This window comes from Hydrogenophaga sp. (assembly GCF_025699295.1).
GTDB lineage: Bacteria > Pseudomonadota > Gammaproteobacteria > Burkholderiales > Burkholderiaceae_C > Hydrogenophaga.
Map to the genome: position 1 here is coordinate 149,580 of NZ_JAILWB010000003.1, position 15,019 is coordinate 164,598.

The following is a 15,019-nucleotide window of genomic DNA, read 5'->3' on the forward strand; positions in this document are numbered from 1 at the left end:
ATGAACGAGACCGCCGCCTGGACGGACAAGCTCAAGCGCATGGCCCTGTTCGCCGAGATCGTCGACAGCGGCTCGATCAGCGCCGCGGCGCGGCGCGTGGGCAGCACGCCTTCGGCCGTGAGCCAGCAACTGCGCCTGCTGGAAGAGGCGCTGGGCCTGGTGCTGCTGCACCGATCCACGCGCCGCATCACGCTCACCGAGGCGGGCGCGCGCTACTACCCGGCCTGCGCCGCGATGGTGGCCCAGGCCCGCAGCGCCGACCAGGCGCTGGAGCGCCTGCGCGACGAGCCCGAGGGCGAGCTGCGTCTGGCCGCGCCGATCGGCTTCGGCGAGCTGCTGGCGACGGCGCTGGAGCCGCTGCGTCGCCACCCGCGCCTGCACCTGCACCTGTTGCTGGACGACACGCCGATCGACCTGATCGCCGAGCGCGTCGACCTGGCCCTGCGCGTGGGCCGCTTCACCGACTCGTCACTGGTGGCGCGCCGGCTCGGTGAGTTGCAACGCCAGCTGTGCGCCGCGCCGCGCTACCTGGCCGAACGCGGCTGGCCGCGCCGGCCGGACGAGCTGGAGGGGCACGAGTGGCTGGGGCTGCCACCACGCGGCGGCCTGACCGACAGCCTGCTGCTGCAGGGGCCGCAGGGCGAGCGCGAAGAGGTGCGGGTGCAGGCGCGCGTGCTGGCCACGCAGGTGACGGCGCTGCAGGCCATGGCGGTGGCGGGCTGGGGCCTGTACGCGGGCATGGCCGATGACGTGCGCGCGCCCATGGCGGCGGGCCACCTGGTGCCGGTGCTGCCGGACTGGCGGCTGGAGCCGGCGGCGGTGTTCGCCGTCACGCCCCGGCGCGACGACCAGCCCGCCAAGGTGCGGCACGCGCTGCAGGCACTGCAGGACCATTTCGCGGCAGGCTCGGGCTGACACGTCACGTGCAGTCTCGCAGGGGACTGGAACGGGGCCCGCACCGGGGCCAACCCGCTTTCATGCGGCATGCGCTTGCGCTAAGTTGCGCAGCTTCATCCCATCAGGAGACAGACCATGCGCGCCACCCCGACCTCCACGAAACGCCGCCAACTGCTGAGCGCCGCCGCCGCCACAGTTGCGGCACCGGTGCTGCTGCCCGCGGGCGCCTGGGCGCAGGACAAGTTCCCGTCGCGTCCGATCACGCTGATCGCGCCCTGGCCCGCCGGTGGCAGCAGCGACGGCGTGATGCGCGCCATCGCCAAGAGCGCCAGCACGGCGCTGGGCGTGCCGGTGATCGTGGAGAACAAGCCCGGCGTGGGCGGCACGCTGGGTGCCAGCGCGATGGTGCAGGCCAAGCCCGACGGCTACACCCTTACGCAGTTGCCGCTGGGCATCTACCGCCTGCCGCACATGCAGACCATGCCGTTCGACCCGGTGAAGGACCTCACGCACATCGTCTGCCTGACCGGCTACACCTTCGGCATCGCCTGCACCGCCGACGCGCCGTTCAAGACCCTCAAGGACATGGTGGCTTATGCCAAGGCCAACCCCGGCAAGCTGGAGTACGGCCACACCGGCACCGGCACCACGCCGCACCTGGCCGTCGAGGAGTTCAGCGAGAAGGCGGGCATCCAGCTCAACCCGATTCCCTACAAGGGCTCGGCCGAGATCATGCAGGCCATCCTCGGGGGCCACATCCGCATGATGAGCGGCACCACCGAGTTCGCGCCGCACGTGCAGAGCGGCAAGCTGCGCCTGCTCGCCACGCTCGGCAGCCAGCGCAACAAGGCGTTTGCCGACGTGCCCACGGTGAAGGAAAGCGGTTGGGACACGATCAGCGAATCGCCGTTCGGCATTGGTGGCCCGAAGAACATGGACCCGGCCGTGGTGAAGGTCCTGCACGATGCCTTCAAGTCCACGCTGGACGACCCGGAACTCAAGGCCGCGCTGGACAAGTTCTACCAGCCAACGATCTACATGAGCACCGCCGACTACACGGCGTATGCAGCGCGCACCTTTGCGGCGGAGAAAAAGACGATCGAGCGGCTGGGACTGAGCAAGAAGAGTTGAGCTCCCACGCTCCACCGCTGCACGGGTCGCTGCCCCCCCGAGCGGGTTGATCCGGCTTGGGGCGGCCCGGCGCCGGATCGTTGAGCCCCCACGCTCCGCCGCTGCAGGTCAGCGACGGCTCACCAGCACGATGCCCACTGCCACGCCGGCCAGGGCCACCACCAGCTGCGGCGTGAGCGGCTCGCCCAGCAGCACCACGCCGAAGACCAGCGCGAACACGGGGGTGAGGAAGGTGAAGGTGGACATCTGCGTGGCCGGGTAGTGGCGCAGCATCCACATCCAGGTGAGGTAACTCGCGAACGCGCCCACCACCGTCTGCAGGCCGATGGAGGTCCAGGCGCGCGCCGAGTAGTCGAGCGACCAGGCCTCGCCCAGCGCGAGCGAAACCAGTGGCGCGACCGCCGCAGTGACCGCTACCTGGTAGAACAGCGTCTTCTCGGCGCTGGCGGTGGACAACACGGTGGAGCGGATCGTCAGCGTGGTCAGGCCCCAGAGCGTGCCGGCTGCCAGCGCCATCGCATCGCCCAGCCATTGCCCGGCCACGGGCGAGCTGTGCATGAAGCCCTCGCTGAAGGCCAGCGCGACGGCGGCGAACGCGATCACCAGGCCGGTCCACTGTATGCGTCGCAAACGTTCACCAGGTACCACGCGCGGCAGCAGCAGCGCCACCACGAAAGGGCTGGTGTACAGGAACACCGTGAGGCGCGAGGCGCTGGTGTGCAGCAGACCAAGGTAGATGAAGGCGAACTCGCCGGCGAACAGCGTGCCCGCGAGCAGCCCGGCCTTGAAGGTGCCGTCGCGCGCGAACAGTGGCACACCGCGTGCCATGCACCACAGCCAGATCAGCGCCGCCGCACCCCAGAAGCGCAGCGAGGCCTGCCACAGCGGGGGCACTTCGTCCACCGTGTCCTTGATCAGGATCTGCTGAAAGCCCCAGAAAGCACAGCACACCACGAGCAGGGTGATGGCGAGGGAATCGAGGTGCGTCTTGCGTTCGGCCAGTGAGGTCATGCGCGCGATTGTGCTGGCTTGGCAATGGCCCGGCTGTCGCGGGGGATCAGCGACGCCGTGCCGGGCTGTCCGCCGCCAGTTGCCGCAGCTGGTGCTTCAGGCGTTGGACCTCCGCCTCGCTCATGCCCGCCAGGGCCCGGGCTTCGTGCGCGCGCGCCTGGCGGATGAGCGGTGTCACCTTTTTCTGCCCCATCGGTGTGATGGCCACCAGGGTACGGCGCTGGTCCGTGGGGTCGTCGCGCAGCGCCACCCAGTCCTGCGCCGCCAGGCGCTGCACCAGCTTGGTCACCGTGGGCTGCTGGCTCAGCACCTCGTGCGCGAGCTGGCCCATGGACATCGGGGGCTGCTGGTTCAGAACGGCGAGCACGCGCCACTCCAGCGAGCCCAGGCCGGCCGCGCGCACCGCTTCGTCGAAGTTCTTGAACAGCGCGTGATTGGCCTGGCCGAGCAGGTAGCCCAGGTAGTCGTCCACGAACCGCTGGCTTGCCGGCGGCACCGCGACGCGGGAGGGCGGTTTCTCCATAGAGGGGGCGCGGCCGCTCACAGGGGATGCTCGGCATAGAACCGCCCGCCGTGGAACAGCAGCGGCGATGCGTCGGCGCGGTGGCGGCAGCGCTCGACCTCGCCGACGAAGATCACATGGTCGCCCTCGGCGTACTGGCTGCGGTTGAAGCACTCGAAGTGCGCCGCCGCGCCGTCGAGCAGCGGCGCACCGCTCGCACCTTCAATGAAGCCCACGCCGGCCCAGCGGTCGGTGTCTCGCGTGGCAAAGCGCTCGGCCAGCGCCTGCTGGTCGGCTGCCAGCACGTTGATCGCGTAGTGCAGGCCGTTGGAAAACACCGCCATGGAGCCGGCCAGGCGGGCCAGGCTCCAGAGCACCAGCGGTGGCGACAGCGAGACCGAGTTGAACGAATTGGCCGTCAGGCCCACCAGTTCGCCGCTGTCGGTGCGCGCGGTCACGATGGTCACACCCGTGGCGAACATGCCCAGCGAGGCGCGGAAATCATGCGCCGAAAAATCGGGGGGGCGGGCCTGGTGGCCGGTGGAGCGGACGGGGGACATGGTTGGAATTTATATGAAAATTCATGAATAATGGCAAGGCCGACGCCTGAAACCTGATGGCGTGCGACAACACAAGGAGACCCACACATGCTGCAGGAGCGGATCGAACCCGCCTGGATCGACACCTTCGAGACCGTGCTGCGCCGTTGCGCCTTGCAACCCGGAGATACCGTGGCCATTCTCGGTGAAACGCAAAGCCGCCCCGTTCTGGTCGAACTGGCCCGCCTGGCGGCGGCGCGGTTGGGTGCGCGTGCGTTCATGCTCACCCTGCCTTCGGTGTTCAGCGCGGGCGAGCCCGTGTCGCGCTCCACCGGCGCTTCTCCCGCGATCCAGCAGCTCGCGCCCGTGGTCGCGGCGCTGGCCGGTTGCACGCTGGTGGTGGACTGCACGGTCGAAGGCCTGATGCACGCGCCCGAGCTGCCCGCCATCCTCAAGGGCAACGGCACCACACAGCCGCGCATCGTCTACGTGAGCAACGAACACCCCGAGGCGCTGGCGCGCCTGCTGCCAGACGATGCGACCGAGGCGCGCGTGAAGGAGCATGTGAAGCGCGTGCGCGGCGCGAAGGCCCTGCGCGTGACCTCGCCCGCCGGCACCGATCTCGCCATCTCGCTGCAGGGCGCCGTGGTGGGGGGCAACTGGGGCAGCACCACGCGACCGGGCACGCTCACGCACTGGCCCGGAGGCCTGGTGCTGGCCTTTCCCGCGGCCGGCAGCGTCAACGGCACGCTGGTGCTGGCCGAGGGCGACGTGAACCTGACCTTCAAGCGCTATATCGAGCGCGCGATCACGCTCACCATCGAGAACGACCACGTCACACGCATCGACGGTGCGGGCGTGGACGCGGACCTGCTGCGCAGCCACTACGCGGCGTGGGCCGAGCAGGAGGGTTTCGCCGCCGGGCCGCCCCAAGGCGAAACAAGCCCCCCTGGGGGGCAGCGACCCGCGCAGCGGCGGAGCGTGGGGGCTCCAGCCTATGCGGTGAGCCACGTGGGCTACGGCCTGAATGCGCAGGCGCGCTGGGACAGCATGGCGCTGTACGACAAGCGCGACTTCAACGGCACAGAGCTGCGCGCCTTTGCTGGCAACTTTCTCTACAGCACCGGCGCCAACGAGGTCGCGGGGCGCCACACGCGCGGCCATTTCGACTTTCCCCTGCGCGGTTGCACGGTGCAGCTCGATGGCGCGACCGTGATCGACGCCGGCCGGGTGGTGGCCGCATGATCCCCACCTTCACCACACTGGGCGGCGGATCGACCACGGTGCTGATGTTGCACGGCATTGGTGGCGGCCACCTGGCGTTCGCGCCGCAGGTGGAAACGCTGGCGGCCGCGGGCTACCGCGCCGTGGCCTGGGACATGCCGGGTTATGGCCACAGTCCCCCCATCGAGCCCTACACCTTCAAGGGCCTGGCGCAGAGCTGCATCGACCTCATCGACGCACTTCAGTGCGAGCACGTGGTGCTGGTCGGCCACAGCATGGGCGGCATGGTGGCACAGGAAGTGGTGGCGCGCCGGCCCGAGCGCGTGAGCCGGCTGGTGCTGTGCGGCACCTCGGCCGCGTTCGGCAAGCGCTCCGACGGGCGCGACGCCGAGGCCTGGGCGAAGCAGTTCGTGAGCCAGCGCACCGCGCCGCTGGACGCGGGCCAGAGCATGGCCGACGTGGCCAGCCGGCTGGTGCCGCAGATGATCGGCCCCGGCTCGCTGCCCGAAGGCCTGAAGCTGGCCGAGCACTGCATGGCCAGCGTGCCCGCCGCCACCTACCGGCGCGCGCTCGATTGCCTGGTGACATTCGACCGCCAGGCCGACCTCGCCGGCATCGGCGTGCCCACGCTGCTCATCGGCGGCGAGTTCGACCGCGTGGCCGCGCCCGCCGTGATGAAGCAGATGGCCGCGACCATCCCTCAGGCGCGCTACGCCGAGCTGCCCGGCATCGGCCACCTGATGAATCTGGAGGCGCCCGAGGCGTTCGACGGGCTGCTGCTCGACTTCCTGAACCAGCCCGCGCCGGACCGCGCGCGCGAGACGCACTGAACCGCGAGGAGACACCGATGAACATGCCGATGCCCGCCACCCAGGCGCTGGACTTCACCCCTGCCGTGGGCGACATGCCCTTCACGCCACTGCAGCGCGAACTGCTGGCCCGGGCGCACGCGCTGGGCCGCGACCGTTTCGCCGCGCGCGCCGCGCAGTGGGACCGCGAGGCCAGCTTCCCGTTCGCCAACTACGAGGACCTGCGCGAGGCCGGTTTCCTCAGGCTCTGCGTGCCCACCGCCCACGGCGGCCTGGGCGCGGACTACACCACCTACATGATGGTGGCGGCCGAGATCGGCCGCTTCTGCGGCGCCACCGCGCTCACCTGGAACATGCACATCTGCAGCACCATGTGGACGGGTGTGCTGGCCGACGGCATCGCCATGACCGATGCGCAGCGCGCCGAGCACCTGGCGCGGCGCGAGCTGCACTTCCGGCGCATCGTCAACGACGGCGCGGTCTATGCGCAGCCCTTCAGCGAAGGCAGCGCCGCCGCCGCCGGCCGCGCACCCTTCGGCACCACGGCGAAGAAGGTCGACGGCGGCTGGCTGGTCAACGGCCGCAAGATCTTCGCCAGCCTCTCAGGCGCGGCCGACTACTACGGCATCCTGTGCACCGAGGACAAGGGCGACGAGCACCCGGACGCGCGCGACACGCTCTACATCAGCGTGCCCGCCACCAGCGCGGGCTTCACCATCAGCGGCGACTGGGACCCGCTGGGCATGCGCGGTACCGTCAGCCGCAACCTCGCGTTCAAGGACGTGTTCGTGAGCGACGCCGAGCAGCTCATGCCGCGCGGCATCTACTTCAAGGGCGCGCAGACCTGGCCGGCCATGTTCTTCACGCTCTCGCCCACCTACCTCGGGCTGGCGAACGCGGCCTACGACTTCACCGTGCAGTACCTGCGCGGCGAAGTGCCCGGGGAGCCACCGGTCAAGCGCCGCCAGTACCCGACCAAGCAGATCGCGGTGGCGCAGATGCGCATCCAGCTCGAAAACATGAAGAGCATCTTCGCGCGCGCGATCACGGAGGCGAAGCCGAACCCGACCAAGGACGAGAAGCTGCGCCTCTATGCGGCGCACTACAGCGTGATGGAAGGCGCCAACGACATCGCGCGCTTAGGCCTCCGCACCTGCGGTGGCCAGAGCATGATGAAACACCTGCCGCTGGAGCGCCTGTACCGCGACAGCCGCTGCGGCGCGCTCATGCTGCCCTGGACGGCCGAGCTGATCCTTGACCGCATGGGCCGCGAGACGCTGTACGAAGCGGGTGAGCGCGAGGAGTAGGGGAGCACCCCCCGCGCCGCTGCGTGGCTCCCTCCTCTCTGGTGCGCCTTCGGCGCTGGGAGGGGGCGACGCCTTGGGCCGGCGGAGCCGGACCCTCGGTGTCTCTGGAGAGGGGCTTGCCTAGAATGCGCCGATGCACTGCGCCCCTCTGTTTCGCCTGGTCCCGCTCTTTGTCCTGTTTCTGACGCTGTTGGCCACGAACGCGATGGCGGTGCAGCCTTTGCGTGGCCCGGCGCACCATCGCACGGTGGCGCCGTTCAACCCGTGCGTGGCGTGGGTGGCGCGGCTGCCGAACCTGAAGCGGCCACTGTGCGACGCGGCGGCGCTGCGCATCACGGAGGGCCGCTCGGTGCAGGGGCGCATGCTGTATGCGCGCGACGTCATTGCGCCCGACGCGAAGCTGCGCGTGCTCGTGGTCGGCGCCATGCACGGCGACGAGCTGTCGTCGGCGTCGGTCGCGCTGCACTGGATCCAGCACGCGGTGCAGACGCCGGCCAACGCGCACTGGCGCTTCATCCCTGTCCTCAACCCCGATGGATTGCTGACCCGCCCGGCGCGGCGCACCAACGCCCGCGGCGTGGACCTCAACCGCAACTTCCCCACGCCCAACTGGGAGCGCGACGCCAGGGTGTACTGGGAGCAGCGCACGCGCAAGGACCCGCGCCGCTGGCCCGGCCCGACGCCGCTGTCGGAGCCCGAGTCGCGTTACCTGCACGAGGAGATGGCGCGCTTCCAGCCGCACCTGATCGTGAGCATCCACGCACCCTACGGCGTGCTGGATTTCGACGGCCCGGGCGTGCCGCCACCGCAACTCGGGCGCCTCTACCTGGACCAGGTCGGCATCTTTCCGGGCAGCTTGGGCCACTACGGTGGCGTGCACCAGGGCATGCCGGTGGTGACGATCGAGCTGCCCAACGCCTTTCGCACACCGCTGGACGCCGAAATGCGCCAGATGTGGCTCGACCTGCAGCGCTGGATGGGCGAGCGGTTGCGGCCTGGACGGGGCTGAACCTTCGGCGCACCGCGCCATCGCGGCATCGTGTGACGGGCGTATTCCTCACGATCGGGTTCGCCGCAAAACTGGACGTCCTGTTGAAAGGAGTCCTCCATGTTCCTGAAATCCGCTGGCCTGACAGGCCTTGTGCTGGCCATTGCCCTGGCCCAACCCACCGATGCCGCCGAGATCGTGCGCGACAAGTACGGCGTTCCCCACGTGTACGGTGTCGACGTGCCCGATGCGTTCTTCGGATACGGCTACGCCGTGGCCGAGGACCGCCTGTTTCAACTGGAAATGCGCCGCCGCCAGGCCACTGGCCAGCTCGCGGCCGTGCTGGGGGCCACTGGCAAATCCACGGCCACCGGGGGTGCGGTGAAGCTGGTCGATCTGGATCGCCAGGCGCGCGCGGAGTACGACCCGGCCAGTCTTCGACGGCAGTACGAGGGCCTGGCCGAGGTCGAGAGAGCGCTGATCGATGGTTACCTGGCGGGCGTGAACCGGCGCATCAACGAGGTGCTGGCCGACAACGGCAAGCTGTTGCCGCCGCAGTTCGGTGAGGTATGGGGTAATGGCGTGGCGCTCAAGGCGCTGCGTCCCTGGACGCTGGACGACATGCTGGCCACGGCGACCAATGCCCTCACATCATTTTCCTCCTTCACCACCGCCCAGCAGAACGCGGCGCTGCTGGCGGCTCTGAAGAAGAAGTACCCGACCGATTTCCAGAAGCGGTTTGACACGATGCTCTGGACCAACGACCCCTACGCACCCACGACGGCGCAGGACAACCCGGTGATCCAGGCGGCACGGTCGCAGCCGCTCGACGCCGGCATCCGCATCGCCTCGCTCCCCGCCGAGACGCCGGTCAATGTGGTGCCGCCTTTGGGTGATCGGGCCGGGTTGCCCGAGGCCGCCACCACCAGCATGGCGCTGCTGGTGGGGCGGGGCAAGACCGGTGGTCCGTCCATACAGCTCAATGGCCCCCAGCCCGGCTGGTCGCTGCCCTCGTACTTCTACACCGTCGGCCTGCACGCGCCGGGCTACGACGTGGTGGGCCATGCACCCGGCGGCCTGCTGGCGATCACCACCGGCGACAACGGACACATCGCATGGGGCAGCACGTCCGCAGGAGGCGACCACACCGTGATCTACGCGGAGCGGCTGAGCAGCGACAAACGCCAGTACGCGTTCCAGGACAAGTTTCTGGACGTGCGCGCCGAGCCTGTAGTGATCCAGGTCAAGGGCGCCGAACCGGTGAAGACGACGATCCTGCGAACGCACCGGGGACCCTTCACCACGCCGCTGGACGCGCCCGTGGTCTACAGCAAGCAGAACCTCTGGAAGGGACACGAACTCACCTCCGTCATGGCCTGGCAGCGGGCGACCCAGGCCAGGGACTGGGACACATTCCACGCCGAAGGCCAGCACATGGCCATGGGCTACAACTGGTACTACTCCGACAAGGCGGGCAACATCGGCTGGCTGTTCGGCGGGTTTTTCCCGACCGATCTGGCGGGGCACAGCGGCGATCCACGCCTGCCCCTGCCGGGCGACAAGGGCGACATGACCGGACGCAGCTACGCCAACGAGATCTTTCTGTACAACCCGCCCTCAGGCTATCTGGTGAACTGGAACAACAAGCCGGTCAAGACCTACGCCAACCGCGATCTGCATACGCCGCGCTGGTCTCAGGGCGACCGGGCCAACATCCTCGCCGAGCTGATGCAGCAGCGCGCGCAGCAGCCAGAGCCGATCACGCCGGACGACGTCCAGCGCATCTACCGGCATGCCACCCAGGTCGACGTCAACTTCCATCACTTCGGCCCACTGTTGCGCCGCATCGACGCCAGCCTGGTAAACACCGTGGACGCGGACACGCAACGCGCGCTGGCCTTGCTGCGCCAGTGGGACGGCTCCCGAGTGCCGGATGCCAGCGGCGATTTTTATGCGGGGGCAGCGTTGCCGATCTTCCAGAACTGGCTGGACGCCTTTGTCGGCATGACCGTGGGTACCTTGCTGAGCCGCGAGGAGTTCGGTGGCATGCCGATGTACACCGGCACCCTGCAGTTCAACTACATGAAGAACAGTGTGAACCTGTCGATGGGCACCAAGATTGCCTTGCGTGGGCTGCAGGCCCGCCTCGGTCTGCGTCCTGACGATGTGCCCCCGTTCGACGTGCTGCATGGCGAGGAGCCACGCAAGCTGATGCTCCAGGCCCTGCAGACGGCGGTGGCCAGGCTCAAGAAGGCAACGCCTGGTGCGGTGGACACCTGGCGTCTACCGATGGTGAGGCAGACCTTCTTCCCGGAGAATTTCGAGGCGGTTCCCACGGCGGCCCAGACCGCGCCGCCCGCGCTCAAGCTCTCGGCCAACCGGGGCGCCATGCAGCGTCTGGCCGTGAGCGACGGCAAACAGGTGCAGAGCATGGACGCGAATCCGCCGGGCGAATCGGCCGATCCGCGCAGCCCGCATTACCAGAACCAGCTGTCGATCTATGGCGACTGGGGCTTCAAGCCGCTGCCGCTCTCGCCGCAGAAGACGGGTCAGGGCAAGGTGGTGACCCTGCCCGGCAAACAGCCCGGCAAGCTGTGAGCAACGCGCCTGCTTCCTCAGCCGCCGCGGCGCAAGGCGCGGACCAGGCTGGCGAGCTGGGCGTCGCGGTCGGGTTCGCGCGGACTGGCGTGCTGCGGCTCGGGATAGACCGCCAGCTGCACGACGGCCAGCCGATCCCGGCGGTGAACGTAGATGCGCTGTCCACAATGGCCCAGTGCCCACATGCCACCATCGGCGTCGAGCCACCAGCTGTAGCCATAAGCCACGAGGCCCAGCGCCCCCCGGTGCCGGCTGAGGCTGGGGTCGTCGGGCAGGGCAAAGGCGCGCGAGGCGGCCGCCTCGACCCAGCCGGGCGGCAGAACCGCCCGGCCCTGCTCGGTGATGCCATCGTTCATGACCAGACGCGCGAAGCGCCCGATGTCGCGCAATGCCATGCCGGCACGGCTGCCACCGATCTCGGTGCCGTCCTCGCATTCCAGCGTGTAGTAGCCGTCGAATTCCATGCCGCAGGGCTGCCAGATGCGCTCCGACATGTAGTTCGCGAGTGTCTGCCCGGTGGCCGCGCAGACGAGGGCACCGAGCAGGTAGGTGTCCCCGGTGTTGTAGCGCCACGTGGTGCCGGGGGGCTCCGCGCGCTCCAGCCCGTGCATGAGCTGGAGCACGCCGCCCCGGGTCCTTGCCACGAGAGAGCGGCTGTACCGGTTCACGTGCGAATCCCGGTCCCCATAGTCCTCGGACCAGTTCAGACCGGACGACATGGTCATGAGGTGCCGCACGGTCACCTGTTCGTAGGCCGAGCCCTTCAACGCGGGCAGGTAGCGCGCCACAGGATCATCGATGCTGGTGATCGCGCCTTCGCCGACCGCTGCGCCCACCAGCATCGACGTCATGGACTTCACGGTCGACATCGTGCTCCAGCGCTCGCCTTCCTGCAGCCCCAGGCCATAGCGCTCCAGCACCACGGTGTCGTCACGCATGACGAGCAGGCCCGCCACGTTGTTGCTGTCCATGAACTGTGCCAGCGTCAGCGCGCGGCCGTTGGCGGGCACCCGGACGTCGATCTCCGGGCCCCGCGGCAAGGCCCGGGGAGCGCCATGGGCGATGGTGCGCGTGGCAAACAGGCGGTCCACGATGCGGTATCCGTACGCCTGAAGGCAAGGCGGCCACATCAGGAAGTCGTCGCCGTCGGGCAGGTGCTGCCGGGGCAGTGCGGTGCCGGCGGCGAGCGGGAGCTTGGATGGTGCGTCCATGTCCGGGGTCACTCGTTCTGGATGCCCAGTCTGGTGATGATGGGGCCCCACACTTCGCCTTCGCGCTTCATCATGCGCGCGACGGCCTCAGGCCCGGAATCCTCCAGCGGCTCCATGTACAGCGAATCCATGCGCGCCTTGACGGCGGGGTCTGCCCAGAACTTGCGGGTCTCGGCGTTGAGGCGATCGATCACCGCCCTGGGCGTTCCCTTGGGCGCCATCACGCCGTACCAGCCACCGATGGGAAAGTCCTTCACGCCGAGCTCCAGGATGGTGGGCACCTGGGGCAGTGCCGGCGAGCGCTTGGCACCGAAGACCGCGATCGGTACCACCTTGCCCGCCTTGGACTGGGCCGCCGCAGTGACGATGGCGTCCGACATGAACTGCGTGTCACCGGCCATCACCCCCTGCAGCGAAGGTGCCGCGCCGCGGTAGGGCACGTGGACAAGGTCCAGACCGAAGTGCTGCGCAACGTATTCGACATAAAGATGCGTGGAATTGCCCTTGCCTGCCGATCCGAAGTTGATGGTACCCGGCTTGGCCTTGGCCAGGCGCACGAGGTCGTCCAGCGACTTGATGCCGGAGTCGGGGTTGGCCACCAGGACCTGGCTGGAGTTCGCGAGCATCAGCACCGGGTCGAAGTCGCGCGTCGGGTTGTAGGGCAGCGACTTGTACGAGAACGGATTGAGTGACATGTTGGACGTGCTGCCGAATAGCAGCGTGTAGCCGTCGGCGGGCTGCTTGGCGACGTAGGCTGCCGCCACGCTGCCATTGGCGCCGGTCTTGTTGTCGACCACGACGGGTGAGCCCATCGATTTGCTGAGATAGTCCGCCCAGGTGCGTGCCAGTGCGTCGAATGCCCCGCCCGCGGCCACGGGAACCACTGCGGTGATCGGTCGTTTGGGATAGTCCTGTGCCATCGCCACGGTTGGCGAAAGCAGTGCTGCGCTGGCGCATGCAAGGAGGGAAAGGCGCGTGAGCGCAGCGCGACGGTTCGGTTTCATGGCAGTCCTTCTGTGGTTAGGTCAGAGGTGAATCTGCAATTCGCGCGCTCTCGCGACGTCGATCTGCAGGGGGAGGGTGAGCATCAGCGACGACAGCGTCTTGCCGTGGGCGTCGAGGTTGAGCGAACCGTTGACGCCGCCATCCAGGATGTCGTCGAGGACGAAGTTCATGGCGTGCAGCCTGGGCAGGACGTGGCGCGTGACCCGCGATGGCCGTCGCGCCGCGAACAAGGTGCGTACCCGCTCCTCGGTCACTTGTTCGAGCAGCATGTCCCATGCCTTCTCGTCATAGGCGATCACGCTGATGTTGGAGCGGTTGCCCTTGTCGCCGCTGCGGCAATGCGCCAGAGCGCGCAGCGAAATGGTGATGAGTGAAGAGGGGGTCATGGCACGAAACTCCAGCCCGTCCTGATCCAGTCACGGGGCACATGGCAGGAGTCGCTGGACAGGCGACTGGTGACCTGGGTACGCACACCACCGCCGCCTGCCGGGCCGCAGGTGTACAGCGCCATCACCTCGCGGGTGACAGCCTCGGCGTCGGTGCGGCTGCTGGTGCTGGCGGCCACGCGCAAACGGATGTCGTGAACCGCCAGGACATCGTCCGTGAATGGAGCCGGCCAGAGACCGGCGTCGTCGGCGAAGACGCTGGATTGCCCAATCAGGTCGATCCGCACTGGCAGATGACGCAGGCCCACCTGTCGCAGGCGGTCGCGCACGATGCCGCCGGCCAGGCGGCCCCGGCCAGCCGCATTGGCGCCGGCATACGAAATCTCGCCCTCCGCCAGCCATCCGGCGTCGAAGCAGACCGTGGCCTTGAGCGTCTGCGGCAGGGGATGGCCGCGCACACCGACGACTTCCACACGATCCGCGCGCAGCCTGCGCACCTCAACCTCGGAGATGTCGGCGATCACGTCGGGGGTGACGTATTGCGCAGGGTCGTGAATCTCGTAGAGCAGTTGCTCCTTCACGGTACGGGTGTCCACACAACCGCCCGTGCCCCGCGCCTTGGTGACGGTGAACCGCCCGTCTGCTCGCATCTCGACGATGGGAAAGCCAACGCGCTCCAGCTGCGGAACGTCCTTGACGCCTGGGTCTGCGAAATAGCCACCGCACACCTGCGCGCCGCACTCAAGAAGATGCCCTGCGATGGTCCCGCAGGCCAGTCGGTCCCAGTCGTCTTCGGCCCAGCCGAAGTGGGCCAGCATGGGCCCGAGCGCCAGCGACGGGTCGGCCACCCGACCGGTGACGACGATCTGCGCGCCGGCCTTGAGGGCCTGAGCGATCTCGACCGCTCCGAGGTAGGCATTGGCGCTGACAAGTGCCTTGCCTGCCAGGTGGGTGGGCAGCAGGCCGCGCAGTCGCGCGTTGTCCAGCCCGCTCAACAGGTCGTCTCCCTCGACCACCGCGATGCGCGGGGCGGGCAGGCCCAGGCGCGATGCAAGCCGCTGCAGGCACTCCGCCGCCCCGCGCGGGTTGGCCGCGCCGAAGTTGCCAATGACCGGGATGCCGTGTCGCACGCAGTCGCCGAGGATGGGGGCTACAAAGCGTTCCAGCATGGGTTCGAAGCCGGTGGCCGGGTCGTTGCGCCGCTGCAGCTGTGCTAGCGCGAGCGTGCGCTCGGCGAGCGTCTCGAAGATGAGTGCGCTGGGACCGCCTTGCGCGACCAGCGTACCGACCACCGGGATCGCAGCGTCCCAGCGGTCCCCGGAGAAGCCGGCGCCGCAGCCAATGCGCAGCACGTCGGAGGAGGAGGAGGTGGTGGTGTGTGGGTTGACCATGGGGCGCATGATCGAAGTCC

14 protein-coding genes are annotated in these 15,019 nt (G+C 68.7%); 7 read left to right on the plus strand and 7 right to left on the minus strand.

Going from position 1 to position 15,019, the window contains the following annotated elements; translation table 11 throughout:
- Positions 1-915, plus strand: a complete 915-nt coding sequence (locus tag K5880_RS03825; RefSeq protein WP_297648899.1) for a LysR substrate-binding domain-containing protein — start codon at positions 1-3, stop codon at positions 913-915.
- 117 nt (positions 916-1,032) lie between these two features.
- The gene (locus K5880_RS03830) at positions 1,033-2,028 is read left to right on the plus strand and encodes a tripartite tricarboxylate transporter substrate binding protein (RefSeq protein ID WP_297648902.1); all 996 of its coding nucleotides are present in this window, start codon (positions 1,033-1,035) and stop codon (positions 2,026-2,028) included.
- A gap of 108 nt (positions 2,029-2,136) precedes the next feature.
- Here K5880_RS03830 and K5880_RS03835 read toward each other — a convergent pair whose 3' ends face one another.
- From K5880_RS03835 to K5880_RS03845, 3 genes are read right to left on the minus strand one after another with little or no spacing between them, the layout of a single operon-like run.
- Positions 2,137-3,030 (minus strand): DMT family transporter, encoded by an 894-nt coding sequence (locus K5880_RS03835; protein ID WP_297649243.1) that lies wholly within the window; start codon positions 3,028-3,030, stop codon positions 2,137-2,139.
- Positions 3,031-3,085: 55 nt separating this feature from the next.
- Entirely contained in the window at positions 3,086-3,562 is a 477-nt protein-coding gene (locus K5880_RS03840; RefSeq protein ID WP_297648905.1) for a MarR family transcriptional regulator, read from the minus strand.
- 17 nt (positions 3,563-3,579) lie between these two features.
- Entirely contained in the window at positions 3,580-4,101 is a 522-nt protein-coding gene (locus K5880_RS03845; RefSeq protein WP_297648908.1) for a flavin reductase family protein, read from the minus strand.
- Positions 4,102-4,188: 87 nt separating this feature from the next.
- Here K5880_RS03845 and K5880_RS03850 point away from each other — a divergent pair, with 87 nt between their 5' ends.
- The 5 genes from K5880_RS03850 (at position 4,189) to K5880_RS03870 (ending at position 11,006) form a co-directional block, all read left to right on the plus strand.
- On the plus strand, positions 4,189-5,325 hold the full coding sequence (locus tag K5880_RS03850) for a peptidase M29 (RefSeq protein ID WP_297648910.1): 1,137 nt from the start codon (positions 4,189-4,191) through the stop codon (positions 5,323-5,325).
- The gene (locus K5880_RS03855) at positions 5,322-6,134 is read left to right on the plus strand and encodes an alpha/beta hydrolase (protein WP_297648913.1); all 813 of its coding nucleotides are present in this window, start codon (positions 5,322-5,324) and stop codon (positions 6,132-6,134) included. The genes K5880_RS03850 and K5880_RS03855 overlap by 4 nt, the downstream gene beginning before the upstream one ends.
- 29 nt (positions 6,135-6,163) lie before the next feature.
- Complete coding sequence (locus K5880_RS03860; protein ID WP_297649245.1) at positions 6,164-7,420, plus strand: acyl-CoA dehydrogenase family protein; 1,257 nt, start codon at positions 6,164-6,166, stop codon at positions 7,418-7,420.
- A gap of 133 nt (positions 7,421-7,553) precedes the next feature.
- Positions 7,554-8,429, plus strand: a complete 876-nt coding sequence (locus tag K5880_RS03865) for a M14 family zinc carboxypeptidase (protein ID WP_297648916.1) — start codon at positions 7,554-7,556, stop codon at positions 8,427-8,429.
- Between the two features lie 99 nt (positions 8,430-8,528).
- The gene (locus K5880_RS03870) at positions 8,529-11,006 is read left to right on the plus strand and encodes a penicillin acylase family protein (RefSeq protein WP_297648919.1); all 2,478 of its coding nucleotides are present in this window, start codon (positions 8,529-8,531) and stop codon (positions 11,004-11,006) included.
- Positions 11,007-11,023: 17 nt separating this feature from the next.
- On the opposite strand, the gene K5880_RS03875 is transcribed toward K5880_RS03870, so the two are convergent.
- Genes K5880_RS03875 through K5880_RS03890 form a run of 4 tightly spaced genes read right to left on the minus strand, consistent with a single transcriptional unit; the run spans position 11,024 to position 14,999 of the window.
- Complete coding sequence (locus K5880_RS03875; RefSeq protein ID WP_297648922.1) at positions 11,024-12,217, minus strand: serine hydrolase; 1,194 nt, start codon at positions 12,215-12,217, stop codon at positions 11,024-11,026.
- A gap of 8 nt (positions 12,218-12,225) precedes the next feature.
- Positions 12,226-13,221, minus strand: a complete 996-nt coding sequence (locus tag K5880_RS03880) for a tripartite tricarboxylate transporter substrate binding protein (protein ID WP_297648925.1) — start codon at positions 13,219-13,221, stop codon at positions 12,226-12,228.
- A gap of 21 nt (positions 13,222-13,242) precedes the next feature.
- Entirely contained in the window at positions 13,243-13,608 is a 366-nt protein-coding gene (locus tag K5880_RS03885) for a hypothetical protein (protein ID WP_297648927.1), read from the minus strand.
- Positions 13,605-14,999: an acyclic terpene utilization AtuA family protein gene (locus K5880_RS03890; RefSeq protein WP_297648930.1), complete on the minus strand. Its 1,395-nt coding sequence runs from the start codon at positions 14,997-14,999 to the stop codon at positions 13,605-13,607. The genes K5880_RS03885 and K5880_RS03890 overlap by 4 nt, the downstream gene beginning before the upstream one ends.
- Between the last annotated feature and the right edge of the window lie 20 nt (positions 15,000-15,019).

What these genes read in the sequence shown, in the direction of transcription:
- K5880_RS03825 (WP_297648899.1), top strand. Translation starts at nt 1, where the DNA reads ATGAACGAGACCGCCGCCTGGACGGACAAGCTCAAGCGCATGGCCCTG.
- K5880_RS03830 (WP_297648902.1), top strand. Translation starts at nt 1,033, where the DNA reads ATGCGCGCCACCCCGACCTCCACGAAACGCCGCCAACTGCTGAGCGCC.
- K5880_RS03840 (WP_297648905.1), bottom strand. Translation starts at nt 3,562, where the DNA reads ATGGAGAAACCGCCCTCCCGCGTCGCGGTGCCGCCGGCAAGCCAGCGG.
- K5880_RS03845 (WP_297648908.1), bottom strand. Translation starts at nt 4,101, where the DNA reads ATGTCCCCCGTCCGCTCCACCGGCCACCAGGCCCGCCCCCCCGATTTT.
- K5880_RS03850 (WP_297648910.1), top strand. Translation starts at nt 4,189, where the DNA reads ATGCTGCAGGAGCGGATCGAACCCGCCTGGATCGACACCTTCGAGACC.
- K5880_RS03855 (WP_297648913.1), top strand. Translation starts at nt 5,322, where the DNA reads ATGATCCCCACCTTCACCACACTGGGCGGCGGATCGACCACGGTGCTG.
- K5880_RS03860 (WP_297649245.1), top strand. Translation starts at nt 6,164, where the DNA reads ATGCCCGCCACCCAGGCGCTGGACTTCACCCCTGCCGTGGGCGACATG.
- K5880_RS03865 (WP_297648916.1), top strand. Translation starts at nt 7,554, where the DNA reads ATGCACTGCGCCCCTCTGTTTCGCCTGGTCCCGCTCTTTGTCCTGTTT.
- K5880_RS03870 (WP_297648919.1), top strand. Translation starts at nt 8,529, where the DNA reads ATGTTCCTGAAATCCGCTGGCCTGACAGGCCTTGTGCTGGCCATTGCC.
- K5880_RS03875 (WP_297648922.1), bottom strand. Translation starts at nt 12,217, where the DNA reads ATGGACGCACCATCCAAGCTCCCGCTCGCCGCCGGCACCGCACTGCCC.
- K5880_RS03880 (WP_297648925.1), bottom strand. Translation starts at nt 13,221, where the DNA reads ATGAAACCGAACCGTCGCGCTGCGCTCACGCGCCTTTCCCTCCTTGCA.
- K5880_RS03885 (WP_297648927.1), bottom strand. Translation starts at nt 13,608, where the DNA reads ATGACCCCCTCTTCACTCATCACCATTTCGCTGCGCGCTCTGGCGCAT.
- K5880_RS03890 (WP_297648930.1), bottom strand. Translation starts at nt 14,999, where the DNA reads ATGGTCAACCCACACACCACCACCTCCTCCTCCTCCGACGTGCTGCGC.